We start from the raw sequence: 26187 nt of genomic DNA on the forward strand, positions 1-26187 counted from the left end.
AGGCGGCCTGGCGTATTGCCGTCGAGGCCTGGCTGAATAAGAAAGGTTTTGTAACCGTGACCCTGAATGGAAAAGTGTTACCCAGTTTTTTCTGATTTCGGTATCATTAACTCATGGCGTGCACAATCTATTCCGGTGCAGTTCTGGTTTTTCCTGCCGGCTGGAAAAAGAAACTTGCCGGCATCTTCATTGGGTTCTTTGTAATCCAGTTTTTCAATATCCTCAGGGTACTGGCACTGGTGTATGCAGAGCAGTATGATAAAAGCCTGTTTGACTATCTCCATATCTATGTGGGGCAGGGCATCATGATCGCTCTGTCTCTCGGCATTTTTTTCCTTTACCTGAACTATGCAAATAAATCTAAAACATCTTTTTCCTAAGTCCCCAGTCATCAGGGCCGTCCTTATATTTTTTATTTCGTATGTTGTCATCCTAGTATTATGGAAGCAGATTGAAGACTCGTATTCCTACGTTATCACCTTTGTTACACTGAAAGTGGTCACTGCGATGAAGAATACAGAGCTGACGGATATAATGAGACGGGATTCGGTAATTTATATAAAATTCACTCCGCTGACAATGAAAAATGCCCTTCTTTCTGCAAAAGTCGACAAGTCTCATTATACGTTTAATGTTCCCTTAACCCTGTCTGTTCTGGCATCTCTTTTCCCATTCATACAGAGGAGACTGAGAGCCTGTATTGAGTGCCTTCTCATGCTGTTTACAGTGCATTTTATCTATATTTTTTTTCTTGCCACATTGCTGCTGACGGTGTTGTACATGGACAGGGGGATCGAGGCTGTGAGTGAGTTCCGTCTCGCAGCATACAAATTCCTCTGGGGTTTTTCAGGCAGGATGCTCCTCAGAGTTGCCCCTTTTCTGATTGGGGTGTATATCTTTCTGAGATTCAGAAAGGCTGAATCCCGGTAATCCGCTTTCCCCCTCGGTCGTCGCTCCCCCTACTCCGGTAGGATTGACCTTATCCCAGGCATTTTCAAGAATAAAACAAGGATTATTGCTTTCTGCAGCAGAAAGCCTGATATGGATGAGAGAAGAATTATCCCGGACAGAAGAAGGCAACCGGCGCCGTTTCTGGGCAGACATACGTTTCTTTCCGGTCAGAGAAAGACCATCAGGAGAAGAGCGGATCAGAAGAAACATTTTTTTGTTGACCATTACAGCCCCAGTCTTCTCGTAACAGTTCTGCTCCTGTTGCTCCTGAGCGTTCTTGACGCATATCTGACACTCGAGCTGCTTGATGCAGAAATAATATTCGAGGCAAACCCTGTGATGGCTTCATATCTGGAATACGGAAACGCGACTTTTTACTGTGTAAAGTTCCTTTTCACTTCAGCAGCAATATTGATTTTCTGCGTATTCAGTCATTTCTCTGTCACGCGCGTTTCACTGGCATTGGCATTATTGCTGTATTTTGGGGTTGTGCTGTATCAGATGAGGATCATGCATCTCTTCTTCCCCCGGTTTTAGGAAGCAACGGGAGAAAAAGACGCATTGATTGTACGGAGAGACACTTAATGCAACTGGAAAGAAGAAGGCACCGGCGCAGCAGCATGATTACCACTGTAGAATTTACTCTGGAATCATCAACTGCAGATGATACATTCAGTGGCGTTATCACGAACGCCAGCGAGTCAGGTGTTTGCCTTCTCACAAAGCACTATTTGCACAAAGAGCAGAAGATAATAATCAATAACGGTGCTTCGCCATTGTCCAGAACCGCAATAGTCCGGTGGGTCGAAAAGTTCAACAGTCACTATTTTGCAGTCGGGCTTGAATTTGTCTGAAATCCCTTGTGGGTAATGATACCCAACCCCTGGTTGCGTGGTATATAATTACTGAAAAAGGGCACTCTCGCCTCGATTAATGAATTTAAGGAAAGTCCGGTAAAGGAGGTATACGTTTGTGAAAAACGCGCAAAGGATAGCAGTAGTTCTTTTTCTGGCAGGTGCGTTTCTGATGCTGTATTCCCCTGTCATGGGCCAGGAAGATGACCGTGGCAGCAAAGATCACCCCATGTTCTCCAGAATGCCGAATACCTATATTGACAGCTATACAGAAAAAGCATTCGACAGGTATGAATTCACCGACCAGCAGGGCAAGACAATTCCAGTTGAAGGGCACACATATATCATCAGCTATTGCATTAAAAGTGATGCGCTGGCCCCCAGCGAACTCCAGATTATCCGGAATCATACCAATGCGATTAAGAAGATCGGCGGACAGGTGATTCACGAAAATTCCAGTAAGGCCGATATGAAAGTAACGAGAGGGTCCTCGGTTACCTGGGCGGAGGTCACACCATGGAACGGGGGAGACTGTTATACCCTTGCAATTGTTGAACAGCAGGAAATGGTGCAGGAGGTGGTCGCTGACTCACAGTCCATGTCCAGGGACATCGGTGAGACGGGAAGGGTTGCGATCTACGGAATCTATTTTGATACGAATAAAGCGGAAATAAAGCCTGAATCCGATTCAACCCTCAGGGAAATCGCAAAACTCCTTTCGCAGGACCGGAAGATAATGCTTCATGTTGTCGGGCACACCGATAATGCCGGAGAATTCGATTATAATATGAAACTTTCCCAGGCACGTGCCGATGCAGTGGTTAAAGCGCTTGTGGGCAGGTTCGGGGCTGACGGGAGCAGGCTCAAGCCAAATGGTGTCGGGCCTCTGTCGCCGGTTGCGTCCAACAATACGGAAGAGGGAAGAGCCAGAAACCGCCGCGTGGAACTGGTAGCCCAGTAATTCCCTGGCAGCTGGCACGGAAGATCAGGATTTGTAATAATCCCAGACGTTGATATCACTGCCTGATGATTTCCTGTATTTGCCATCTGCGGTATTGAATACGATCTGGGCAACCTGTTCAGCGGGCCGGCCCTGAAATCCGGTCATTCTCGTGCTGGTTATGTCAGGGTCATCTTCATAAGCCCTTCCAGGTTAGTCCTTATCTGGTTTTCAATATCAGCAAGACGCTGGTTTTTCAGCGTTGTCCATACTGCCACCCCGGCAGTATGGATGAGAATATCAATCTTTCCGAAGGTCTTCACGGCTTCATCAACTGCCTTCACGGGAGTTCAATTTTTCTTGACAAAATAAGTAACATATGTTACAAAAATAATATATGTTACTTAATACATCAGGATCACAATATATGGCAAAAGCTCAGTCGGCATCCGAAATAAGATGGCTGGTATTCTTCTATACGATTCCCTCTAAGCCTGTAAGAAACAGGGTAACAATCTGGAGAAGACTCCTGAAGGCGGGGGCATTGCTGTTTAAAGGGTCTGTCTATATTTTGCCGGACACGGAAGATAACTATGAATTTCTCTCATGGCTGATGTCTGAGGTTGCGTCATTGAAGGGAGATGCTGCTTTCTTAAGAACAGATAAAATTGAAGCATTCGACAATCTGCAGATCATAAAACTTTTCAATGAAAACAGGGGGATCGAGTATCGGCGCATTCTTGAGGACATTGAAGAAATAGAAAGAAAAATGGCCGGCATAAGGATAGGGGGGGCTTCACAAAACAAGAAAGATATTCCCAAACAAATCAGGAAGTGTCAGAAGTCTTTCGAAGACATAAAGAAAACAGACTTCTTTGCCTCTGAAAGAGGGCATCAAATTGAAAAAAGATTGGAGGAAATTCTCACGGGGCTCAACAGTATCACGGGGACTGCAATAAAAAATCATGCGGCAAGGCTATCCCCTGCGCACATTGAAGAGTATCAGGGCAAAACATGGGTCACCCGTAAAAAACCATTTGTGGACAGATTTGCGTCGGCATGGCTTGTGAAGAAATTTATCGACAAAAAACCTTCTTTTGCCTTTATTGACGAACAGGACCTTCAGGCTATGGCACAAGATGTGGTTGCCTTCGATATTCGCGGAGGCAGATTTACCCATTCGGGAGACCTGTGCACCTTCGAGGTGCTGATAAAATCGTTCGGTCTGAAAAATAAGGCCCTGAGGAAGATGGCAGAAATCGTGCATGAGCTGGATATGAAAGATGATAAATTCCGGACTCCTGAAGCAAAGGGGATCGAGGATATTCTCTCAGGGATAAGGAGAACGACAGAGGATGACCATGAATCACTGGAAAAAGGAATGGCTATTTTTGAGATGCTTTACGTCTCAAAACATAAATGACAGGGACATGTGTACATAACGCGGAGAAAGCACGTGAGAGTGTTCTTGGATTATGGACGACAACAGTTTCAGCAGCATGTGTGCTGACTGAAAAAGCCGAAGAGGGTGCGAACACATCACTCTTGAAAAAGGAAAGGAGAATACCATGCCACCGGTAGAAAAACATTTGAAAATAAGTGCAGAGAGAACGGGAGAGGACTTCAGGGAGCTTCATCAGTGGATCGACGACCCTGAAAAAAAGCCAGAACGGCATGACATCACAAAGATTCATGAATATGGAGAGATGATCAGGGCGAAATATGGTGAAAAGGGGCTGCAGGAATATCTCCGGCATATTCATGATGATGTGAGAGCGAAGTTCGATCATATCCTTCATGACCTCGAAAAGGCAATGAAGGAGACGCTCGCGTACTTCGGGGTAAAGGAGGAGAAATGAACTATCGGATTCAGGATTCGGACAAAGATCTCCTGAGGAAAGCAGGGGTGCCTGAGGAAGATATACAACACAGTATCAAGGTCGGGGAAAAGGCGCTTGAAATTGCCAGAAGAACCGGTCAGAAACTCGACATGGACCTTGTCGGCAGGGGAGCCCTGTTTCATGATCTCGGCAAAGCGGTCACCCATGCCATCGAACATGGAAAGATCGGCGCTGAGATGGGCAGGGATCTTGGGCTGCCAAAATCGGTTACCGATATCATGGAGAAACATATAAGGGGAGGACTCACGGAAGAAGAAGCCAGGGAGCTTGGCCTACCGGTGAAAGATTATGCACTCAAAACACTCGAAGAGAAGATTGTCATCTATGCAGACAGGCTGGTGGATATTATCACTGAAGGGATCGTGGATATCGGAGGAGATGAACGCGAGGCAGAACGGAGGTTCGAAGAGATACTGAGGGCATATGAAAAATATGGGAAGAATGAGAGGACACTGAACAGGTATCTCGGCTATCATGCAGAAATACAATCTCTGATAAAAGAATGATCACCCCGTTCCGGATACTCTGCGCGACCGGTTTCACTGCAATCTTCAGCGCGGTGATCGCAAAGAGCCCGGTGCTGCCATTGTTTGCGACTCATCTTGGAGGAGACCCCGCCCGTGTTGGTCTGGTGGCTGCGATGTCGGCCTTCACGGGTGTGGTATTCAGCATTCCTGCCGGCATACTGGCAGACCGTTTCGGCAAGAGAAGAATGCTTCTTATCTCGTCGCTCATATTCGTCTCGGCTCCGTTTTCCTATCTTGTGGTCACACACATTTGGCAGCTGGCAATTGTGCGTCTTTACCACGGTCTTGCAACAGCGATTTTTACTCCGATCAGCATGGCCCTTGTTTCGGAGTTGTTTCAAAAAGAGCGTGGAGAAAAAATGGGTTGGTTTTCAACTGCAACGCTTCTTGGACGTTTTGCTGCTCCGCTTGCCGGGGGCGGTATAATAAGCGCAATGGCTGTTTATGGTTCGTTTCAATTCACCGCAGTATACATAGTATGCAGCGTTGCGGGTATTGCGACGTTTCTGATAGCGCTTCATATCCCCCGGGGAACGGAACAGCATGCCACAGGAAAAAGCTGGCAGGGCTCATGGGAGACGTTTAAAGCGGTGATTACCTCAAGGGCAATCATTATCACCAGCGCTGTTGAAGCAGCAATACTGTTTCTTTACGGCACATTCGAGACCTTTCTCCCTCTGTATGCGTTAAAATCAGGATTTACTACCGCTGAGGTGGGAATCTTTCTTTCGGTACAGATTATCACGCTTGCACTGACAAGGCCGTCGATGGGGAGATTCTCTGATATGCATGGCAGAAAACCACAAATTTTTTTCGGGGCCTTGCTCGGTGCGGTATGTATGGGACTACTTGCTTTTGTGCAGGGGTTTGTATGGTTCCTCACAGTAAGCATTTTCATCGGACTCAGCCTTTCGATTGTCACGGCAGCAACCTCGGCCCTTATCGCAGACCTCAGCAAAAGCGAAGGACGGGGATCTGCCATGGGCATACTGGGGTCGATCATGGATATCGGACATACGACCGGACCGATTGTCGCAGGGATTGTGGCGGCGATGTACGGGTTTGAAAAGGCGTTTCTTGTTGCTGCGGCATTGCTCGCAACACTGGCACTGATATTTCTGATGCATGCCGGCAGATCAGCCTTGTATGATTTTCAAAAGGGGTAAGAAAAAGAGAGGAAACCGGGTATGCGGCTACTGGCATTTCCGGCAAAAAGCGGAGGGAACAGGAATGCATAAGGAACAGTTGCAGGAAACGGTTGAAAAAGCAGGAGAGGCTCTTCATTCAATGGAAGAACCGAGTAACGGAAAAGACCATGAAAAATTTCGCTTTTTTCCATACCTTGCGCTAAGCACAGCAATCCTCGCTGTATTGGGCGCCATAGCGGGCCTCCAAGAAACACTCATGACATCGAAGATGCTTATCGCAAAAAACGAGGAAATCCTCAATCAAACCCATGCGTCAAATATGTGGAGTTATTATCAGGCGAAGAGCATCAAGGAAAATATTTATCGCGTTGGGGGTGAAGTTCAGCCAAAGAAAAAAACAGAATATGAAGGGTTCGTCGCAAAATACGAACAACAGCAGGAAGAGATTGCAAAGCAGGCGAAACATTACGAGAACACCGCCGTCAACAAAAGCAAAGAGAGTTCATACTATTTAAGGAAACACCATATTCTCACCTATAGCGTTACCGCATTTCAGATTGCTATTGCACTCGCTTCAGTGGCTGCACTTATGAAGAGCGTAAGGTTCTGGATATTTGCGATGGCGGTCGGCAGTACGGGGGCTGCAGTATTTATCTATGGAATGATAGTGTGAAGGAGAAGTGTCGTCAGTGCACTACCGGGAGGTCCGGGGCATCCTACCTTATTGACCACGTTATTGTCGTACATATAAAATGAAGCCATATAATTGGGGAACATAAGGCAGCGATTGACCGGACTGCAAAAAGGCCCGGTTTTCAGATAAGCACAACTCAATTGAGGTCGAGACTTGGATACTAAAAACAATTATGGATGAATCATCTTCAAAAAAACTCTTCATACAGCTTTTTAGTGCACGGTCGGAAAACGACGTTCACAGAATTATCGAGTCGGATCCTCTGCTGGCGAACGAAAAAAACTGGAAACCTTACGGAGGGTATGAAAGCAATTTCAATACAATCAATAATCAGGCAAAAAATCCTATTGCAGCTTTGGCTGAAAAGCCCATAAATTCCATTGATGCCCTTCTTCTCAAGGAGTGTAAGCTGCGGGGGATTAACCCTGAAAGCAACAAGGCCCCGAAGACGATGAAGGAGGCAGTAGAACTGTTCTTCGGTATCAAGAGCGGAAATTTTTCTGATCTTGCAGATAACGAAAGAAGAAGACTTGCCGGGAATATCCATATTATTGCAGAAGGCGAAAGAAAGAGACCAAACCTTCTCATAGCTGACCGGGGGGAAGGACAACATCCTGACGACTTTGAACACACATTTCTTTCTCTCCACCGAGGCAATAAAAACAAGATTCTCTTTGTTCAGGGGAAATACAATATGGGCGGCAGCGGTGTATTACCGAATTGCGGAGAATACAACTATCAGCTCATTCTTTCGAGAAGGACTCCGGCATTGCTTGGAAAAGGCCAGTATGACAGATGGGGATTTGCTCTGGTAAGACTTCACCTTGCAACGAGCAGTGAGTACAAAAATTCATGGTATGAATATTCAGTTAACGATAGTGGCGAAATAGCATTTTTCCTAGGGGAACCTTTATCGATACTTCCCGAGAATGAATTTCTGGAATCAGGCACTTTAATAAAGCTTTACAATTATTATCTCCCAAGTCCTTCTCAAATAACTTTGGATTTATGGCGGGAATTGAACAGGGTTTTGCATTTTCCGGTTCTTCCCATCACGCTCCATGAAACAAGAAAATTCAAAGGCCACAGCCCTTCCAAGATTCTCGTGGGCAACAGGACAAGGATCATGAAGAATGATAGCCAGAGTATCGAAGACAATTGTCCGCCGATCATCCCGATAATCGCAGAACTCGGGAAATTCGGGAAAAGGATTATTGAAGTGACTGTCTTCAAGGAAGGTACGGTTAAAGATGAATTTGCTTCTTCTGGTGAAGCGCTCTTTTTTACTATAAACGGACAGACGCACGCTACAATAGGCCGTTCTTTTCTAAGAACAAAGGCAAATCTCCATTATCTATCTGATTATATGCTGGTTCATATCGACTGCACCGATGTCGATACGAATATCAGGGAAAAGATATTCATGCCGTCAAGAGACCGTATGCGGGATACGGAAATGTCCAAGGAGATTGAATTGATATTGGCAGAGGAACTCAGCAGACACGAGGGACTTAAACAGCTGAATCAATACCGGCGGGAACATCAGATTGCTAAGAATCCGAAGGATGCGAAGTTTCTGGAAGGTGTCGTCTCCAAGTTAATAAAAAAGAACAAGACAATTCTGCATTACCTTGGGGTTGGAGGCAACATTCAAGACCTGAAAGAAGCAGGCATAACCGACAGAAAGGAATTTGAAGGCAATGCAATTCCCACGTATTTCAAGATAATCGGTCATGAAAGGAAACAAATGCCTATTAATGCATATTCGAGGGTGTTGTTCGAGACCGATGCAGCAAACGACTATTTCAGCAGGGAGGCCGAACGGGGATCTTTTATCATCTATCCCGATGTAATGAAATCCTGTCATTTATGGAATGGGAGAATAACCGCAAAAATTATACCGTCAAAAACTGCCCGGGTGGGCGCCATAAGGAAACTAATCGCGCTGCTGACAAGGCCCTATGATGATCCCCTTTTGATTGAATTTGAAGTCGAATACATGCCCGAGGTCGAGCCGGAAAAAACCTGGCCACCTGTGAAGAAAACACCAAAAAGAAAAGATTATAAATTGCCAGAACCAATTCTGGTATACAGGAATAAGCGGGCAGGCTATAGGTCATGGGACGATATAAGAAAAGAGGACGGGACATGCTGGAACGGAGAAGATATTGCCAGGGTCGTACCGAGTGGGAATGCCGGAGGAGTTGACATTTACATCAATATGGATGCCGATGTGTTGCGTAATTTTCTCAGGCAACAAAAAGTTACCGACCAACGACGGGACTTTATCAAGCGTTCCTGGGAGACCGGTATTTTTCTGCATTCTATGGTTATTTTCAATGATCTGAAAAAAACTGATCGGGGGGATCTGGTTTCAGATATCATGAAGAGTGTTTCAAAAATAATTCTCGATCTTATGTGCAATGACACCTTTCTGAAGGAACTCGAGAAAGGCGATTGAAAAAATGTGCCGGGAGAGGCATGTCATCCGTCAGATTCTGAAGAATTCCCGGCGCACCCTGCCTGCAGGAATGACATAAAACATTTATCTGCCGGAGAAAAAATGAAAAGGATGAATATTCTTCGATTTTAAGGGTACAATAATCCATGCGTCTCATACTCTTCGACATAGACAGCACACTGATTGATTCAGGAGGGGCGGGAGTGCGTGCCCTCGATCTTGCGCTCAGGGAATTGTTCTCAATAGAGAACGGATTTTACGGCATCAGCATGGCCGGAAAAACCGACCCTTCCATCATGCGTGAAGGGCTGATAAAGCACGGGCTGTCTGCGGACGGCAATCTGGATCTGGTCACAGAAAGCTATCTCAGACATCTCGAGTCGGAGATACAGAATAACCGGAAGACGATCAAACCGGGTATCTGCGAGACGCTTGAAAAGCTGCGCACGGTGCACGGTATTGCCCTCGGCCTTCTTACCGGCAACATCGAAAGGGGTGCAAGAATAAAACTTGAGCCATTTGGCCTGAACAGATATTTTCCCTCGGGTGCGTTCGGGAGCGATGATGAGGACAGGAATATGCTCCTGCCCGTTGCAGTCAGCCGCTATCAGGAGTTGACCTCTCACACAATTCAGATTGAAGAATGCCTTGTGGTGGGAGATACCCCCCGTGATGTGGAATGTGCGAAGATTCATGGTGCTGCCTGTTTTGCGGTAGCGACTGGCCCGTATTCTGCTGAAGCGCTGAGGGATGCCGGTGCAGACTATGTTGTGGAGGACCTGTCGGACCAGAATTCACTACTTCAGATCCTGTAACTCTTCGACTCTTTTTCTTGCCTCATTGACAAAGAATTGATATGCATCCAGTTGTTCGGGCTTCTTCGTCATATCTAAACTTGAAGCATGAAAAGGCCTCCCGAACATGACCTCGATTTTTGTAAACCGTGGCCATACTGCGTTGCGTGGCAAAGCCTCAAACGAACCTTTGATATATGCCGGCACAACAGGGACATTCAATTCGATAGCAAGTATGCCGACCCCCTTCTTGAACTCCAGCAGTCCCCCGTCGAAGGACCGGCCTCCTTCAGGGAATATCAGGAGCGATTTCCCTTTCCCCAGCACATACGACGACATCTGCAGGGCCTTATTGAGGTATAATTCCTGATCAACGGGAATGACATGGGCAAGTCTTGCAAACACCCCTCCTGTTTTGCCGGTGAAGTATTTCTGAATACCAAGGGAATAGAGGTCCCGGAATGCCCTGGCAGGGAGCACGGAACCGATGCAGAATGCATCGAGGAAGCTTGCATGATTCGGGGCAATGATATACGGTCCCTTTTCAGGCACATTCTCAAGACCCCTGCCTGTCAGCCTGAAACCTGCCTTGGCAAGGAACCGGATAAGCGCAAGTCCGGCTCGTGTAATCATCCAGTCCGGGAAGGAATGCTCAAGGCCTGCCTTTTTCTGTTCTTCAATGTCCGGTTCTGTCCGCAGGATATCTCTCCACAGGGGCTTCTCCCGAATGTCTCGGAGACCTCCTGTCCCGAATTCCTTTATCTTCCTCACAAGCTCTTCGACCGTCTGCACCTCTGCGATCAGGGTTTCAGGGAGTTTCAGGGAAAAAGCCTTTTCAAGGGTCACTATCAGCTCAATTCTTGCTAAGGAATCAAGCCCGAGATCGAGTTCAAGGTTGTCCGACGACTGAATCCGGACCTTTTCTTTCAGCAGCGGTGTCAGACATTCGACAACCTTGCTGCCCACGGCATCCTGCATAAGCGTTTTGTCTTCTTCCTTCACTTTCGTTTCTTTTCCCCGCGCCGAAGTCATATCTTTAACCATAAACCTCCTGAGCTTTCCCAGAGGGGTCCTTGGCAGAGGGTCAGTCTGGACGGTGTATCCCCTTATCCTCATGTACTGGGGGAGGCGGAGTGAGATATTGTGAATCTCCCATTTGAGTGTCTCCTGGAGATTCCCGATCTGCGCCTTCTTCGCATATTCAAAGTCCGGGACAATCGCGGCGTGGAGCGACTCAACGAGCCCTTTCTCCCCAATCCCCATCACACATATCTCTTTTATGAGTGGAACTTTCAGGTACTGTTTTTCAACTTCTTCCGGATAAATGTTCTTCCCTGAACTCAGGACAATCACTTCTTTCAGTCTTCCGGTGACGAAAATATATCCTTCCTCATCTTTGTATCCGAGGTCGCCGCTTGCAAACCAGCCTTCTCTGAGCACCTGCGCGGTTGCCTCCGGGTTCTTGTAGTAGCCCTTCATGACCATAGGGCCCTTTATTACTATCTCTCCCTCCTCATGTACCCCCGCCTCTTCGCCGGTTTCGGGACTGATGATCTTTATTTCGACCGAAGGGAGCTGTTTGCCGATAGACCCGGGTTTTCTCCTGAGGCGGGGACTGTTAAAGGTAACCACCGGCGCAGTTTCTGTAAGGCCATAGCCTTCGAGAACGGTGAATCCGAGCGCCTCGAGATCCTGCATCACCTCAGGGTTCAGTTTTGCGCCGCCGGACGCAAAGAACCTGAACTGGCTGCCGAGCGCCCTGTGCGCGGATTTGAATATCACCTTGCCGGCATTCATTCCCGCTGCTTTTCTGATTCCTCCGCAGAGTTTCAGCACACGGAGCATTATCCCCGGCAGGGGGCCGGGAAGCTGCCTGATCCTGTTGAGAATGCCATTCCGTATCAGTTCGAGCAACTGGGGTACGCCGACGAGGATGGTCACCCCCTTTTCCCGAATCGTAGCCAGAAGTTCCGGTCCCTTCAGGCTTGGCGGGAAAGTGACGGTGAGACCCAGAGAAAGAGGCAGGATGAAGTTCCCCATGAAAGGGTATGTATGGTGGTACGGGAGAATCGCAATGAAGTTGTCGCCGGGCTCGATAATCCCGATCTGACCTATGGCATCTGCATCAGCAATAAAGTTCTCATGCGTGAGAAGAACTCCTTTTGGTTTGCCGGTCGTGCCGGAAGTATAAATGAGAGAGGCGACATCTTCCCCTGCGATCCCGGGATATCCTTCCAGAGGAGAAGTTTTGCATATGTCAATGAAGCGGGCATCATCAAAATTTATCGTGACAGGAGAAAACGGAGCAGGGAGGATATTCAGTGCCCCGAACAGGGTATCCTTGGTTTTTGCGCTGTGAAAAACCGCCTTCGATTCTGAATCGGCAAGGAGGGTATGTATCTCCTCAGGGCCGAGCTGGGCATCAATCGGTACTGCCACGGCGCCTGCAAGGGATGCGGAAAGGTATCCTGTACACCATTCGTGCCTGTTTTCGGAAAGGATCGCAACCCGGTCACCCTTCACGATGCCACTCTGCATAAGATGCGATGCGATGCGTTTGGTGTTCTGCATGAGTTCGCCGTAGGTGATTGTCACCCAGCCTTCTTGAAAATAATTGACCGCAGGGGTATCCTTTGATTTTTCCGCTGCTTCGCCCAGTAGTTCAGGAATGACTTTCCTCATCTGTATTCATTATCCGAAAACCTGTCCGAAATAGCAATGCGGCTTTTGCGTGCCTGTCAGACTGCCAGAAGCCCGGCAATTTCAATCTGTTGCCGTAACCCCGGCGATCTTCTGTGAGAAATGGGATGATTGCTGCGGCTCACTGCGTATGTCACCTACTACAGTTGCTTTTCGGGTATCAGCTTCAAAGGCAAAATTTCGAATAACGTGTGAAGCCGCTGCGCCAGATATGAAGATTAGATTAATTCTCTCGGAGCTTTTCTTATCGAAGTGGATAAGGTGAACGGTGCATCTGCCTTCTTTTAATATATCTGAGGAATGGAAATTTATAGCAAAGCTTAAACAGAAACTACATATCCTATTTTAGGTTGAACGCATATCCCAACTGTACAGAAACAAGGCCCGTTGTATTTAAATATGATTTTTGATACTCTCTAAGCTAAAGGGTACAGCAATGGGCAAGAAAAAAGCTGCTTCGGTCAGACAGAGAGTTTCTGTCTCGAAAGGAACTCAGCCTAAGAAGAAATCTGCAAAAGTCAGTCCTTTGAAACACAGGGAACTGAATGATCGATCAAAATCACAACCCCCTGCATCAAAAGAAACAAAACCAATTTCGGAATTTCCTGTTGTCGGCATAGGCGCCTCAGCAGGCGGGTTGGAGGCACTGGGAGCTTTTTTTACCCATATGCCGCCGAATGCAGGCATTGCCTTTGTCATTATCCAGCATTTGGATCCGAAGCACAAAAGTCTCATGGATGAACTTCTGAAAAGGCATACTCCAATGAGGATCCTGCAAGCAGAGGACGGGTTAACACTTGAGCCCAACTCCGTGTATCTGAATCAACCGGATAAGGATATCGGAATCTTCAACGGCAAGTTCCATTTAACAGACCCTGTAGAGACTCAGCGGGTCAGGCTGCCGATTAACCACTTTTTCCGCTCTCTGGCTGAAGATCAGGGCAACAAAGCTATCTGCGTCATCCTTTCCGGGAGCGGATCAGACGGAACCCTGGGGCTCAAGGAGATCAAAGGCACAGGCGGCATGGTTATGGTTCAGAGTCCTGAACAGGCACAATATGAAAGTATGCCAAGGAGTGCCATAGAAACCGGCCTTGTGGACTCTGTTCTGCCGGTAGAACAAATGCCGAAGGAACTGCTCAAATATATAAAACAGCCCTATGTAAGCGGATATAAGATTGGTATCAGCACTGAACACCTGGCTGCTCTTGAGAAAGTACTAATGCTTGTAAGATCCAGAACCAGCTATGATTTCAGGCATTACAAACAAAGTACCACGCACCGCAGAATAGAACGTCGCATGGCACTTCACAATATCGCCGATATGCGGAATTATGTCCGGTATCTTCAGGAGACACCTGCCGAAATTGATGCCCTGTTCAAAGACCTGATTATCGAAGTGACCAGTTTTTTCAGGGATCCTGAAGCATTTGAAGTCCTTGGGAAAAAGATTATCCCGGCTATTGTAAAAGACAAGAAGCCCGATTCTTCAGTACGGATCTGGGTTCCGGGCTGTGCCACCGGTGAAGAAGCCTTCTCGCTGGCCATGCTTTTTCAGGAGGCCATGGACAGGCTGAAAAAGCATCTGAATGTCCAGATATTTGCCACAGATATAAACAAAGATACTATCGAACAAGCCCGTACTGCCCGATTCCCCGAGGGCATCGCAATGGATATGCCCAAAAAGTGGCTGGAACGATACTTTATAAAAGAAGACAAAGCATACAGGGTCAAGAAAACGATACGCGACATGGTAGTCTTTGCGGTCCAGAACCTCATCTCAGACCCTCCCTTTTCAAAACTTGACCTGGTCAGTTGCAGGAATGTACTGATCTACATGGATGCAGTGCTCCAGAAAAAGATAATCCCCTTATTCCACTACACCTTAACCCAAAGGGGATATCTTTTCCTGGGTTCTTCAGAAAGCATAGGGGGATTCAGCGGTTTATTTACATCGGTTGATGTAAAGTGGAAGATATTCCAGCGCAAAGGAATTGCTGCCGGGAAAGTACAGGATTATCTCCATGCGCTGCCTGAGGAGGCTCATCCGGCATACCTAAAAACGCCGGAAGAGCCTGTGCTCAAAGAGATGAATGTACGGGAGATTGCAGAAAGGCTTGTCCTTGACGAGTATGCCCCTCCCAGCGTTTTCATCGATGAGAAAAATACTGTCCTCTATTTTCAGGGTGCAACCGATCGTTATCTGACGCCGCCATCCGGTGAGCCAAGCTTTAACCTTATCGCAATGGCGCGCGAAGGCCTTCGGTACCAGCTCAGTGCAGTGCTCCAGAAAGCCGCCAAGCAAAAAAAGGCAGTCGTCCGCGAAACGCTCCAGATAAAACAGAAAGAAGGATATCAGACCGTTGAGGTGGTAGTACGTGCAATTCCTCAGTCGACCCTGAAGCAGACAATAAGGATGGTCATATTTGAAGAAAAAGCGCCTCCTCCAGAAAAGGGTTTAAAGAAGAGAAAGACTGCCGGGGCTTCAAGAATTGACCTGAGGGTGGCAAGCCTCGAAAAAGAGCTTCAGTCAACAAAAGAGTATCTTCAGGCGACCATTGAGCAGGTGCAGACAACCAACGAAGAACTGAGGTCGGCAAATGAGGAACTGCAGTCTACCAATGAGGAATTACAGAGTACCAATGAAGAACTGGCAACCTCCAAGGAGGAGCTGCAATCGACAAACGAGGAACTGGTTACGGTAAACTCAGAACTTCAGGACAAGATAGAAGCTTTGCTGCAGGCCAACAGCGATATCGACAACCTTCTGGCCAGCACAGACATAGGGACCATCTTCCTGAACAGCGATCTCAGGATAAAGCGGTTCACCCCTGCTATTACGCAATTCTTTAACCTTGTCCAGACAGATATAGGCCGTCCTATCAGCGATATCACTTCAAAAATCCCTTTGGTCAATATTTCCCAGGACGTCCGGACAGTGCTGAAGGATTTGCAAAAAAGAGAGTCCGTGCTGCAGACCGAAAACGGCAACTGGTATTCGATGCACATACTACCCTACCGAACGACTGAGAAAATCATTGACGGAGTTGTGATCACGTTCATGGATATTACAAGGCTCAGGAAGGCAGAGCAGATGAGAGAATCTGCACTGAAGTATACGGAGAGCATCGTGGATACCGTGCGTGATCCCCTTGTGGTCCTTGATGAAAGGCTGAAAGTAGTATCAGCCAACAAATCCTTCTATAAGAAATTCAGGACCACTCCGGAAGAGACAGAAAATATCCTTGTCTACAATCTCGGAAACGGCCAATGGAATATGCCAAAGCTTCGCGAACTCCTGGAGGAGGTTGTTCCGAGGGAGAATACATTCAGTGACTTCAAAGTCGATTACCATTTCCCGGTCATTGGACAGAAGACCATGCTTCTCAATGCACGTATGATCGATCAGGCAGACCAGAGAAAACTTATCCTCCTTGCTATTGAGGATATTACAGGAAAAGAACAGACAGAAGTATCGGGATAAGAGAGAGAGAAAGAGAACAGGGGATGAAACCAAGAAAATCAGCACAAAAAGCGGCTGATAACCTTCGCAACCGTGCAGAGAAGAGATTAAAGTCCCAAACAGCCTCCCCCAAGATAATCTCTGAAAAAGGAACCCAAAAGTTAATCTATGAGCTCCAGGTGCATCAGATTGAACTGGAAATGCAGAACGAAGAGCTTCGCAAGGCACAGGCAGAGCTTGAAGAATCCCGTGCCCGGTATTCTGACCTCTATGACTTTGCTCCTGTCGGCTACCTTACCTTTGACAGGAACGGGCTGATACTGGAAGCAAACCTTACCGCTGCAAAGGAGTTGGTGAGAGAAAGAATCTTGCTAATTAACAAACCATTTCGAACCCATATTGCTCCCGAAGACAGGAATATATTTGATCAACACCTTCGGCAGGTTCTTGCAAGCGAAAACCGGCAGACCTGTGAGATAAGGCTCAAGAGAAGAGACGGCACTATGTTTTATGCACAATTGGAAAGTATATCTGCCAATGACTTGAAGGGCAATACTCTCTGCAGGGCTTCAGTCATCGAAATTAGCGAACGAAAAAAAGCAGAGGAGAAAATCAGGAAATTCAACGAAGAGCTGGAGCAAAAGGTGAGAGATCGCACTGCAGCACTTGAAGCCTCGGTCAAGGAGCAGCAGGATTTTAGCTATTCTATATCCCATGACCTGCGTGCGCCGCTCCGGCATATCAACAGCTATGCAGAATTACTGAACGAAAGCCTTTCCGGTTCTCTTGATGAGAACAGTCAGCGTTACCTCCGGGTAATCTCTGATTCTGCAAAACAGATAGGCGTATTAATGGATGCGCTGCTGGAATTTGTGCGGATTGGCCGTTCTGAAATGAGAATAACGACAGTCAATCTTGATCAACTTGTAGAAGAAGCCAAAAACTCGCAGGAAGCGGAAATAAAAGCACGGGACATTCTCTGGAAGATTGATCAGTTGCCCGAAGTCTACGGCGATCCTGCTATGCTGCGGATTGTCGTTACAACCCTCATCTCCAATTCCCTGAAATTTACCCGCAACCGACTACGGGCAAAGATTGAAATTAGATGCATCACTAAGAAAGATGAGCTCATATTCTCCGTAAAGGACAATGGAGTCGGCTTTGACGTGCAGTATGCGGACAAACTGTTCCGGGTATTTCAGCGCCTCCATCCTGCCAGTGAGTTTGAAGGTATCGGTGTCGGTCTGGCGAACGTCCAGCGCATTATCCAGAGGCACAACGGCAGAACCTGGGCAGAGGGAAAAATAGAGAAAGGAGCGACGTTTTACTTTTCGCTGCCGAATATAAAACCGGGAAACAAGGATACCAGGAGAGAAAATAGTCCTGGCTGAAGGCAGAGAGGGGATAGAGAAAAGGTTGTATATATGACGGAACTGAAACGAATCTTGCTGGTAGAGGATAACCCCAATGATGCGGAACTGACATTGATGGGATTGGTTAGACTTAATCTTGCCAACGAGGTAGTGGTAGCCTATGACGGTGTTGAGGCGATTGATTATCTTTATCGACAAGGAAAATTCGCTGGCCGACCAGAGGGCAATCCCGCAATTATCCTCCTCGATCTCAAGCTTCCCAAAGTAGATGGTCTTGAGGTGCTGCGGAAAATCAGAGCAGACGAACAACTGAACCTGGTTCCTGTGGTAGTGCTCACCTCTTCTCGTGAAGAACATGACATTATAGAATGTTACAAGCTTAGAGCGAACGCATATGTTGTGAAGCCAGTCAATTATGACAAATTCATGGATGCAGTAAAGAGTGTGGGATCATTTTGGGCGATTGTGAACGAACCTCCACCGGGGAGTGCAAAAAAATAGGACTGACATGAACCGTTTTTTTATCTTCTGTTTCTGTAACTTGTTCTTATCCTTCTTCCCGCCTTTGTCTCCCATTGTATGTATCCTTTCTTATTGTCAGTCAACTTCTCGCCGTGAGGCGTGCTCTTGTGTCGCCAGTTCTGGTTGTGCATATCTTGTTTTCACTTAAGAACAATCAGTGATTACATAGTTCCCGCATATCTCCAAAAATCTTATCATACTTGATTGTTTTTAAAAGTTTTTTTTGCACGCCTGAGATAAGGAACGCAAAGGAACGTGGAATTTTATGCTTAGAGAAAATATGACATGAAATGATAATTGTCCTAACGACCAGTTTATGATACCAAGGAATTAGGGAAATAGGGTGACACTCCAAATTGGGTTAGACGAAAGGAGTGTCATCGATGGAAGCAGTAGAGAGCATACAGAAGAGTACTCCGAAAAGGAAGTTTCCGGCGCGAAGCAATCGTTACGGAGCAGATTTCAAACTTCAGACAGTAAAGAAGTACCTTGAGGAGAGCGTTCCTGTTTCGATAATCCGACAGGAATGCGGTGTAGCCAGTAATACGGTAAGGCGCTGGGTAAGTGCCTATCGTCGCGTAGGAGAAGCCGGCGAATCTTTTCTGGTTGGGGTAGGCAATTCCTTTTGGTCTTTTCAGGCAGAACGTCTTGAAGAGTGGCTGATACCCGGCATTCTCTCGATAGCAATCCGTGCCATGATGAAAGAAGCTGTCATCTTATCTCCGACATCGGAAAGTCTCTCAGTAATCTATCCCCTTCTGGGGCTCAATGCCCTGTTTGTAGGCATGCTTCAGCTCTTGCATTTCCGTCACCGTATGCGCCCTCGCGATCACTTCAGGGTGGGCATCTCTGCCGGTCAGGATCAGATGAGCCAGAGGAGGTTTGCTGTCGATCAGATCCAGCACCTGCGGCAGGTCTACAAGGTTCAGGCTCAGGGCATTACTGATTTCATCGAGGATAACAATATCAAAGCTCCCTGAAAGCATCTTCTCCCTTGCGAGTGCAAGGGCTTCCTGCGCATGGACCCTGTGCACTTCCAAAGGGCGACAATCTCCCCTGATACGGCAGAATCCCTTTCCTGTGAGATGAAGTTCCACGTCCGGTGCGAGTCTGGTAATCCCGTCGATCTCCCCTGTGTGCATATCCCCTTTCAGGAATGCGATGAAGCATACCTTCATGCGGTATCCGGCGGCCCTCAATGCGATTCCCAGAGCGGCTGTGGTCTTGCCCTTGCCGTTTCCTGTCATGACAAGCACCAATCCGGTCTTCTTTCTTGGTTCCAGTATTTTCATCATTTAGTACCCATCGATAGTATTGTCATATGTTGTTCCTGCAGAAAAAAAGAGAATATTTCCTGTGAACAGTCAAAGACTGCAACTCTTAACGCATTATATCAGTTTTCTCTTTTTCTGTATCTCCGGTTGACACTCCTGGAACTGCTGGTTTTTCAGGAGAGCGTTTTTAGGGATTTTTTTAGGTCTTGCCGGGAGATTTTTCCCGCTTATTGGGGTATCCGGATTGTGACGGTTCACTACATTATCGCATGCTACCCGTGCTGCCGGATTCATGCAAACGGAAAAACCGCATGCAGCAAAATTGGCAAAATCGGCCTCTTCTTCATCTTGACAAATGCACCTTCGTGTGGTACCTGTTTTAGTAGGGAGAGTAATTCTGAAGACAAGGGAGGGATTGCAATGAAAAACTGGCAGAAGGCAGGATGTTTATTTATCACTCTATGCATTATTTTCGTGTGTCTCGGCTCTTCAGCTCAGGGAGAAGAGCAGGCGCTGAAGCAAGCCGGGTTATTTGCTGTTTCGCGCATCGCAATAGCAGAGGGCATTGACAACAGGGAGCCTGTCGGGACCGGAGAGGCGTTTCCTGCGTCAGCCGAGAAAGTCTACTGTTTTATTGAAGCAATAGATATTAAGGCAGATACAACTGCCACTTTTGTGTGGTCTTACGGAGGAAAAGAGGTGCATTCATTGGAGTTGCCGCTACAGGAAGGGTCACGCTGGAGGACGTTTTCCTACAAGAATTTGAGAGGACAGGCCGGAGAATGGAAAGTCGAAATACGGGATGCCGAAGGGACAACCGTAAAATCGGTTTCATTTAAAGTGGAATAATCCGCAGGCCCTTTCGCATCACAGTGGAGTTCCCTGCACGCGTGCGAAGGTAATGTCTCTGAGAGAAAAAAACGTATTCCGGATAATGTGGTAACCGGGAGGAGGTGAAAAATCCCATGAAACCCTTAACGTGGTGTAGCTGCATATTATTATCGTTAAGCATATTGTCTTTTTTGGGGTGTGCATCCAAAGGCGTGGCACATGTGGAAAGCATAGCGGGAGCAGGGCTTGCGATTCGGGAAGCAAAGGACAACAATGCGACGACATATGCGCCGCTTGCACTCAGGATAGCCGAGGATAAGCTAATTGCTGCGAAGGCAGCGGCAGAAAAGGAAGAATTTCTGAAAGCAAAACGTCTTGCGGACGAAGCCATGATGGATGCAAAGCTCGCAGGGGCGCAATCACTTTCTGAAAAAGCCAAGAAACAGGCTCAGGAAATGCGTGACAGTATCGACACGCTCCGCCGGGAGATAGAACGGACACAAATGCAATAACAATGAAAAGGCATGGAGAAAGAGCTATGAAAAGCATTTGCAATATGTTATCTACAGCGAAAACAGGCCTTCTCTTGATATCTGCCGTAATAGTGATGATCGCAGGATGTGCGTCGGTTCCGGAAAAAAATGCGGCGCTTGAAAATGCCCGTGCGGCATATGAAAAGGCCCAGGGCAACCCTGAAATCACAAAGAATGCTCCTGTCGCAATGCATGAAGCTTCCCAGGCACTGAAAAAAGCGGAAAAGGCGGAGGCTGTTGACGAAATAGAACATCTTGCCTATATCGCAGAGAAAAAGACCAGTATTGCGGTTGCGCAGGCGGAGCAGAAGGTTGCCGAAAAAGAAAGAGAGGAACTGGGCAGAGAGAAAGATAAAATTGTGCTCCAGGCCCGTGAACTTGAAACCAAGCGGGCGGTAGGTCTTGCTGAAACCAGAGCGGTTGAAGCGGAGAAAGCCCGGAAGGAAGCCGAGGCACGGGCGCTCGAAATTGAACGGGCAAAGGGTGAAGCCGAAGCAATGGCAATGCAGGCTGAAAAGGCCCGGAGGGAAGCTGAGACGCGGGCAGTAGAGATTGAACGTACAAGAAGAGAGGCTGAATCTTTGGCACAGCAGGCTGAAAAGGCACGGAAGGAAGCCGAGGCACGGGCGATTGAGATCAGGCAGGCAAAGGGAGAGGCTGAGGCACAGGCACTTGAGGCGGAAAAGGCAAGAAAAGAGGCAGAAGTAAAGGCACTTGAGGCGGAAAAGGCAAGAAAAGAGACAGAAGCCAAAAAGCTTGAGGCAGAGATGTCGCGCATGAAGGCGGAGGAGGCTGTTGCACAGAGGAAGAAACTGGAAGCAGAACTTTCCGAACTGAAGGCAATGCAGACTGACAGGGGGGTGATTCTTACCCTTGGTGATATTTTGTTCGAAACCGCAAGAGCCACCCTGATGTCCGGCGCAATGCGTTCCCTTGACACGCTTGCGGAGTTTCTCAGGAAGTATCCCACGCGGAACGTCCTTATCGAGGGGTTTACCGACAGCACCGGCAGTGAAACCTTTAACCTCGGACTTTCCCAGCAGCGCGCAAATGCGGTACGGGATTCCCTGGTAGGTAAAGGGATCGCACCTGGAAGAATTCTTACCAAGGGGTATGGCGAACAGTTTCCGCTGGCAAGCAACGAAACCCAGGCCGGGAGACAGCAGAACCGGCGAGTGGAAATCATTATCCTGGATGAGGGGGTCAACGCCGAAAAAATGCTTCGTTGAGATTTACTATTGCGGTGATTACGAGATGGTGGATATATCGTATCAGGCAGGGTTGTGTATGACTCTGCCTTTTCTTTCCTGTACAACTCTCAGCAGCGCAGTCTTGTCATCACAACTGATGCATTGTACGCTTTTTTCTGGTACCGCACCTTCTCTAGCAAGGAGAATGTATGGTTTTTGTGGAACATAAAGATAGTATTTGCTATAATTATTATGTTTAATCACTGTGCAGAAACAGATAACTGTTCCCATGGATGTAAAGAAGATTCGGGATATTGCACATAAATATACCCCTGAACAGATAGAAGGGTGTATTACCCAGCAGATAGAATCAGGGAGCAATATCTGTCTGACGGATGGGAGCAGTGAAAAAATAATAAACGAACTTTCAAAGGCCGAAGTCGTCAGCGAGCTGATCGATGAGGGAATGAGTCTTGCCGATGCCCTGCGGGAACTTGCGCGGAGAATGAGGCGTGTAGAGGCGGGGTTCACAGAGCTTTAATGAACACGGGAGAATATGATGAGCTGTTTAGGTCATCGCCCAGCGGATCAATGGCCTCAGGATTCGCAGTCAGCTGAAACAGGTACCGGGCGACAGGGCAGATTTATTGAATACTCCGACGAAGAAGCTTGCATATCCGTTCCTGAGCGAATTTGCCTCACGGATAGAGAATTTCCAGGATGCACGTGCTGCTGATGACTGGGCTTTTCAGGAGATGGAGCGGCTGGGGTTTTTCAGGGAATAAAAGCGTTTCGAGGAAATGCGCAGAAAGTATTCACCATCAATCAAACAGGAGGGAATCATGGGCTACACAGCAAAGGATTATGCGAAACTCATCGGGATGCAGGGTTTCAGTGAGACACTGTTAAAGAACCATTTCACACTCTACCAGGGATATGTTACCAATACCAATAAGGTGGTCGATATCCTCGGACAGTTACTCAGGGATGACAAGGCAGGAACGCCCGAGTTTGCAGAACTGAAAAGGCGGCTTGGCTGGGAGTTCAACGGGATGAGGCTTCATGAATACTATTTTGAGAATCTCGGGGGTAAGAAGGATTTTGAGAAAAACGGAAAGCTCGCAAAAAAACTCGCTGAGGATTTCGGCAGCTATGAGGCATGGGAGAAAGAATTCAGGGCAACCGGGGCAATGAGGGGCATCGGGTGGGTAATCCTCTATCAGGATGCTACGAACGGAAAACTGCTGAACTTCTGGATCAACGAGCATGATGCGGGGCATCCTGCGGGATGCAGTCCTGTTTTGGTCATGGATGTGTTTGAACATGCATTCATGCTTGATTACGGACTCAAGAAGGCGGATTATATCAGTGCGTTCTTCCAGAACGTCGACTGGGCAGCGGTTGATGCAAGACTGCAATAATGAAGGAGGCGATACCAAATGAGAGCCCTTATCATCAGTGCGGACAATTTTGAGGATACGGAACTCCTTGTCCCTCTGTACAGGTTGCAGGAGGAAGGTGTCCAGGTGGATATCGCGTCGTTAAAAAAAGGACCGATAAAAGGCAAACGCGGGTATGTGGTCGAAGCGAATAAAACACTGAAGGAGATCACGCCCGGGGATTACCGCGTCCTCATCCTCCCTGGCGGGAAGGCGCCCGGGGTGATAAGAAAGGACAAAGATGCCATTGAGATCGCGAGGCATTTTTTCCGGGTGAACAAGCCGGTGTCTGCCATATGCCATGGTCCGCAGATTCTCATCACCGCAGGGCTTATAAAAGGGAGACATGCGACGTGTTACAGGTCTGTAGCCAGGGAAATTCAGGATGCAGGCGCGGTGTACGAAGACAACGAAGTAGTGGTTGACGGAAATCTCGTTACCTCGAGACAGCCTTCGGACCTTCCTGCGTTTATGAAAGAAACCATGAAATTGCTGAAAAAAAAGTAAAAACCGCACACAGGATTTTCACGGGGGAATCTAAGAGGATGTTTTCATCATGAACAGACTGTCAGCGGAAAAATCACCTTATCTCAGACACGCTGCACAGCAGAAGATCGACTGGTATCCATGGTCAGATGAGGCATTTGAGGCGGCCAGGAAACAGAACAAGCCGGTCTTTCTCAGTTCGGGTGCCATCTGGTGTCACTGGTGTCATGTGATGGCCAAGGAATGCTTCGAAAATGACGACATAGTACGGCTTCTGAATGAAAAATACATCTCGGTAAAGCTTGACAGGGATGAACGGCCTGATATCGACCGAAGGTATCAGGGTGCCGTGTCTGCAATGGGGTTCGGAGGCGGCTGGCCGCTGAGTGTGTTTCTCACCCCAGAAAGAACCCCTTTTTTTGGAGGCACCTATTTCCCTCCCGAGGACAGCCTGAACAGACCGGGGTTTATTAAGGTATTAACTGCGGTCGCAGATTTCTATGAAAGCAAAAAAGCGGAGGTATCTGAATACAGCCGGAAAGTACTGGATTCCCTGAAGCAGAGACCCCGGGCGGGGGGCGCAATCGGCATGTCTGTGGTCAGGGAGGCGGTAACCGATATCCTTTCCCGATTTGATACCCGCAATGGCGGGTTCGGGTCTTCTCCGAAATTTCCGGCTCCGGGTGCTGTCGAATTCCTGCTGAACAGGCATTATTTTCTTGAGCTCGAGTCTCTCGGATATGCGGCAAGAAAAACACTTGAATCAATGGCAAGGGGCGGATTTCATGACCAGCTTGGCGGCGGATTTCACAGGTATTCTGTAGATGCTGAGTGGATTGTCCCGCACTTTGAAAAAATGGCAGACGATAATGCGTGGCATTTGAGGAATTATCTTGATGGATATGCGGTTTTCAGGAACGTGTATTTCAGGGAAGTGGCGGAAGGAATAATAGGGTTCATCCGCAATGTTCTGTCAGACCCTGAGGGAGGATTCTATGCAAGCCAGGACGCCGATGTCACCCCCAATGACGAAGGAGGGTATTTTACCTGGACAGATGATGAATTCAGGCGCATCCTGAGCGATGAGGAATACCGAGTCCTGTCACTGCATCTTTTCGGTGAAAAAGGCGCCATGCATCATAATGCATCGAAAAAGGTGCTGTGTGTCTCGGCGGATGCGGAACGCATCGCCGGACAGCTTGATCTGGATGTGCGGCTGGTCGCCGAAATAATCATGAACGGCAAGAAAAAACTGCTGGAGGAGAGGAACAGACGGCAGGCGCCGATCGTTGATACTACTTTTTACACCTCTCTCAACGGTATGCTGATCACCTCTTATCTGAAAGCGTTCAGGATACTGCAGGACCCCTGGCTGAAGGAATTTGCCCTCAAAAGCCTGCACAGGGTAATGCATGAGAATATGGCAGACAATGAGCCGCTGCACACGCGCGGCATCAGGGCGGTTCTTGATGATTACATTCACCTGACAGATGCCCTGATCGCAGCATATGAAGTTGCGGGTGATGTCCGCTTTCTCAACATGGCGGATAACCTGATGGAGCTGTGCATCAGCAAGTTCTGGGATGAAGACGATGGAGGGTTTTTTGATACAGACAGCGAAGTGCTCGGAATACGGCTGAAGACGATCGAAGATATCCCGCATCCTTCTGCAAACGCCCTTGGCGTCCTGCTGTTAGTGAAACTCCATTCCATGACAGGAAAGAAGAAATATCATGCAAGCGCAGAAAGAACACTCAGTGCCTTTGCTGTACAAGCACAACATATGGGTGTCCATGCAGGATATTTTTTTGGTGCCATGGATGCATTTTTGCACGAACTCAGGCTCACGCTGCACACTGTCCCGGAGAGTACGCTGGCAAGGACAGCCCTTTCCGTATTCAGGCCTTATGTGAGCTTCAGTTATGCCGAGGATAAAGGCTGCGTGATTCCCTGTCAGGACACGATATGCTATGAACCCTTGCACAGTGCGGAAGCATTGCAGGAATTCCTGAGAGATCAGCGAGGGAGTAAGTTCAAAATATAGTTCAATAGACGGCTGAAAGCGGAAAACTAAAACACTCTGCAGGTGAAATCCCTGCAGAGTGT

At 47.7% G+C, this 26187-nt stretch carries 26 protein-coding genes and 1 pseudogene; 24 read left to right on the forward strand and 3 right to left on the reverse strand.

Annotated features, from left to right (window positions below; all coding sequences use genetic code 11):
• The first annotated feature begins 113 nt into the window (after positions 1-113).
• The 5 genes from AB1552_09790 (at position 114) to AB1552_09810 (ending at position 2766) form a co-directional block, all read left to right on the forward strand.
• The gene (locus AB1552_09790; protein ID MEW6054061.1) at positions 114-380 is read left to right on the forward strand and encodes an exosortase/archaeosortase family protein; all 267 of its coding nucleotides are present in this window, start codon (positions 114-116) and stop codon (positions 378-380) included.
• 127 nt (positions 381-507) lie between these two features.
• On the forward strand, positions 508-930 hold the full coding sequence (locus tag AB1552_09795; GenBank protein MEW6054062.1) for an exosortase H-associated membrane protein: 423 nt from the start codon (positions 508-510) through the stop codon (positions 928-930).
• Positions 931-1041: 111 nt separating this feature from the next.
• Positions 1042-1488 carry a DUF5658 family protein gene (locus AB1552_09800; protein ID MEW6054063.1) on the forward strand — a complete coding sequence of 149 codons (447 nt, stop codon included), beginning with the start codon at positions 1042-1044 and terminating at the stop codon, positions 1486-1488.
• Positions 1489-1535: 47 nt separating this feature from the next.
• Complete coding sequence (locus AB1552_09805; GenBank protein MEW6054064.1) at positions 1536-1805, forward strand: PilZ domain-containing protein; 270 nt, start codon at positions 1536-1538, stop codon at positions 1803-1805.
• 118 nt (positions 1806-1923) lie between these two features.
• Positions 1924-2766 carry an OmpA family protein gene (locus AB1552_09810; protein ID MEW6054065.1) on the forward strand — a complete coding sequence of 281 codons (843 nt, stop codon included), beginning with the start codon at positions 1924-1926 and terminating at the stop codon, positions 2764-2766.
• Positions 2767-2924: 158 nt separating this feature from the next.
• Here AB1552_09810 and AB1552_09815 read toward each other — a convergent pair whose 3' ends face one another.
• Positions 2925-3089: an SDR family NAD(P)-dependent oxidoreductase gene (locus tag AB1552_09815; GenBank protein MEW6054066.1), complete on the reverse strand. Its 165-nt coding sequence runs from the start codon at positions 3087-3089 to the stop codon at positions 2925-2927.
• Positions 3090-3172: 83 nt separating this feature from the next.
• Between AB1552_09815 and AB1552_09820 the strand changes: the two genes are divergently transcribed.
• From AB1552_09820 to AB1552_09850, 7 genes are all read left to right on the forward strand, one after another.
• A complete protein-coding gene (locus tag AB1552_09820; protein ID MEW6054067.1) occupies positions 3173-4168 on the forward strand; it encodes a chromate resistance protein ChrB domain-containing protein in 996 nt (331 codons plus the stop codon).
• A 145-nt stretch (positions 4169-4313) separates the two neighbouring features.
• Positions 4314-4604, forward strand: coding sequence for a hypothetical protein (locus AB1552_09825; GenBank protein ID MEW6054068.1), 291 nt, complete (start codon positions 4314-4316; stop codon positions 4602-4604).
• Entirely contained in the window at positions 4601-5152 is a 552-nt protein-coding gene (locus AB1552_09830; GenBank protein MEW6054069.1) for an HDIG domain-containing metalloprotein, read from the forward strand. The genes AB1552_09825 and AB1552_09830 overlap by 4 nt, the downstream gene beginning before the upstream one ends.
• The gene (locus AB1552_09835) at positions 5149-6339 is read left to right on the forward strand and encodes an MFS transporter (protein ID MEW6054070.1); all 1191 of its coding nucleotides are present in this window, start codon (positions 5149-5151) and stop codon (positions 6337-6339) included. Before AB1552_09830 ends, AB1552_09835 begins: the two co-directional genes overlap by 4 nt.
• Positions 6340-6403: 64 nt before the next feature.
• The gene (locus AB1552_09840; GenBank protein ID MEW6054071.1) at positions 6404-6994 is read left to right on the forward strand and encodes a DUF4337 domain-containing protein; all 591 of its coding nucleotides are present in this window, start codon (positions 6404-6406) and stop codon (positions 6992-6994) included.
• 193 nt (positions 6995-7187) lie between these two features.
• Positions 7188-9476 carry a hypothetical protein gene (locus AB1552_09845; GenBank protein ID MEW6054072.1) on the forward strand — a complete coding sequence of 763 codons (2289 nt, stop codon included), beginning with the start codon at positions 7188-7190 and terminating at the stop codon, positions 9474-9476.
• A 146-nt stretch (positions 9477-9622) separates the two neighbouring features.
• A complete protein-coding gene (locus tag AB1552_09850) occupies positions 9623-10291 on the forward strand; it encodes an HAD family hydrolase (protein MEW6054073.1) in 669 nt (222 codons plus the stop codon).
• Here AB1552_09850 and AB1552_09855 read toward each other — a convergent pair.
• A complete protein-coding gene (locus AB1552_09855) occupies positions 10274-12952 on the reverse strand; it encodes an AMP-binding protein (protein ID MEW6054074.1) in 2679 nt (892 codons plus the stop codon). The genes AB1552_09850 and AB1552_09855 overlap by 18 nt on opposite strands.
• A gap of 454 nt (positions 12953-13406) precedes the next feature.
• On the opposite strand from AB1552_09855, the gene AB1552_09860 reads away from it, so the two are divergent.
• The 4 genes and pseudogenes from AB1552_09860 to AB1552_09875 all read left to right on the forward strand — a co-directional run bounded on the left by AB1552_09860 (position 13407) and on the right by AB1552_09875 (position 18900).
• Positions 13407-16454: a chemotaxis protein CheB gene (locus AB1552_09860; protein ID MEW6054075.1), complete on the forward strand. Its 3048-nt coding sequence runs from the start codon at positions 13407-13409 to the stop codon at positions 16452-16454.
• A 23-nt stretch (positions 16455-16477) separates the two neighbouring features.
• On the forward strand, positions 16478-17824 hold the full coding sequence (locus AB1552_09865) for an ATP-binding protein (GenBank protein MEW6054076.1): 1347 nt from the start codon (positions 16478-16480) through the stop codon (positions 17822-17824).
• A 33-nt stretch (positions 17825-17857) separates the two neighbouring features.
• On the forward strand, positions 17858-18307 hold the full coding sequence (locus tag AB1552_09870) for a response regulator (GenBank protein MEW6054077.1): 450 nt from the start codon (positions 17858-17860) through the stop codon (positions 18305-18307).
• A gap of 404 nt (positions 18308-18711) precedes the next feature.
• Positions 18712-18900: pseudogene (locus tag AB1552_09875) on the forward strand (transposase).
• 168 nt (positions 18901-19068) lie between these two features.
• On the opposite strand, the gene AB1552_09880 reads toward AB1552_09875, so the two are convergent.
• Positions 19069-19623, reverse strand: a complete 555-nt coding sequence (locus AB1552_09880; protein MEW6054078.1) for a cob(I)yrinic acid a,c-diamide adenosyltransferase — start codon at positions 19621-19623, stop codon at positions 19069-19071.
• A gap of 399 nt (positions 19624-20022) precedes the next feature.
• On the opposite strand from AB1552_09880, the gene AB1552_09885 reads away from it, so the two are divergent.
• The 8 genes from AB1552_09885 (at position 20023) to AB1552_09920 (ending at position 26125) form a co-directional block, all read left to right on the forward strand.
• On the forward strand, positions 20023-20451 hold the full coding sequence (locus AB1552_09885) for a DUF2914 domain-containing protein (GenBank protein MEW6054079.1): 429 nt from the start codon (positions 20023-20025) through the stop codon (positions 20449-20451).
• 203 nt (positions 20452-20654) lie between these two features.
• Entirely contained in the window at positions 20655-20945 is a 291-nt protein-coding gene (locus AB1552_09890; protein MEW6054080.1) for a DUF4398 domain-containing protein, read from the forward strand.
• Between the two features lie 44 nt (positions 20946-20989).
• A complete protein-coding gene (locus AB1552_09895; GenBank protein ID MEW6054081.1) occupies positions 20990-22195 on the forward strand; it encodes an OmpA family protein in 1206 nt (401 codons plus the stop codon).
• Between the two features lie 250 nt (positions 22196-22445).
• On the forward strand, positions 22446-22697 hold the full coding sequence (locus tag AB1552_09900) for a hypothetical protein (GenBank protein MEW6054082.1): 252 nt from the start codon (positions 22446-22448) through the stop codon (positions 22695-22697).
• A gap of 106 nt (positions 22698-22803) precedes the next feature.
• Positions 22804-22941, forward strand: a complete 138-nt coding sequence (locus AB1552_09905) for a hypothetical protein (GenBank protein ID MEW6054083.1) — start codon at positions 22804-22806, stop codon at positions 22939-22941.
• Between the two features lie 57 nt (positions 22942-22998).
• Positions 22999-23577, forward strand: coding sequence for a Fe-Mn family superoxide dismutase (locus tag AB1552_09910; GenBank protein ID MEW6054084.1), 579 nt, complete (start codon positions 22999-23001; stop codon positions 23575-23577).
• A gap of 18 nt (positions 23578-23595) precedes the next feature.
• Complete coding sequence (locus AB1552_09915) at positions 23596-24102, forward strand: type 1 glutamine amidotransferase domain-containing protein (GenBank protein MEW6054085.1); 507 nt, start codon at positions 23596-23598, stop codon at positions 24100-24102.
• A gap of 49 nt (positions 24103-24151) precedes the next feature.
• Positions 24152-26125 carry a thioredoxin domain-containing protein gene (locus AB1552_09920; GenBank protein ID MEW6054086.1) on the forward strand — a complete coding sequence of 658 codons (1974 nt, stop codon included), beginning with the start codon at positions 24152-24154 and terminating at the stop codon, positions 26123-26125.
• The last annotated feature ends 62 nt before the right edge of the window (positions 26126-26187 follow it).

The organism is Nitrospirota bacterium, from assembly GCA_040754395.1.
Classification (GTDB): Bacteria; Nitrospirota; Thermodesulfovibrionia; order Thermodesulfovibrionales; family SM23-35; genus JBFMCL01.